Annotated in this window: 1 protein-coding gene; it reads left to right on the top strand. The window is 59.4% G+C overall.

What is annotated here, in order from left to right; translation table 11 throughout:
- Nucleotides 1–53: 53 nt before the first annotated feature.
- Nucleotides 54–286, top strand: a 233-nt coding sequence (locus tag AC0KVN_RS27620; protein WP_483656841.1) for a hypothetical protein, incomplete at its 3' end; no start/stop codon positions are given.

The raw sequence follows: 286 nt of genomic DNA, 5'->3' as shown, positions 1-286 counted from the left end.
TGCCGAGCTACTAGATCGACCGACTTGACGACCGATGGGGCGGGTCGGACCTGTTGCTGCAGATTTGTGGCGACGATCCGGTGACCATTGCTCATGCTGTGCGAGTTCTGACCAAGAACGTCCGATCACTGACGACAATCCGGTGGACACAAAAGGGATTCCGCAACGCTCGCGGCACCACGCCCGAGGGAACCACGATGCGCAATCTCATGGGCCAAGTGGACGGGACGGTCAATCCTGCTCCGGGAACAGTGGATTTCGATTCACTGATCTGGCACGACGGCGC

The organism is Sphingobium sp. SG1 (genome assembly GCF_057063145.1).
Note: the sequence above shows the minus strand (reverse complement) of the source record. Positions and strands in the feature narration are given on the sequence as shown.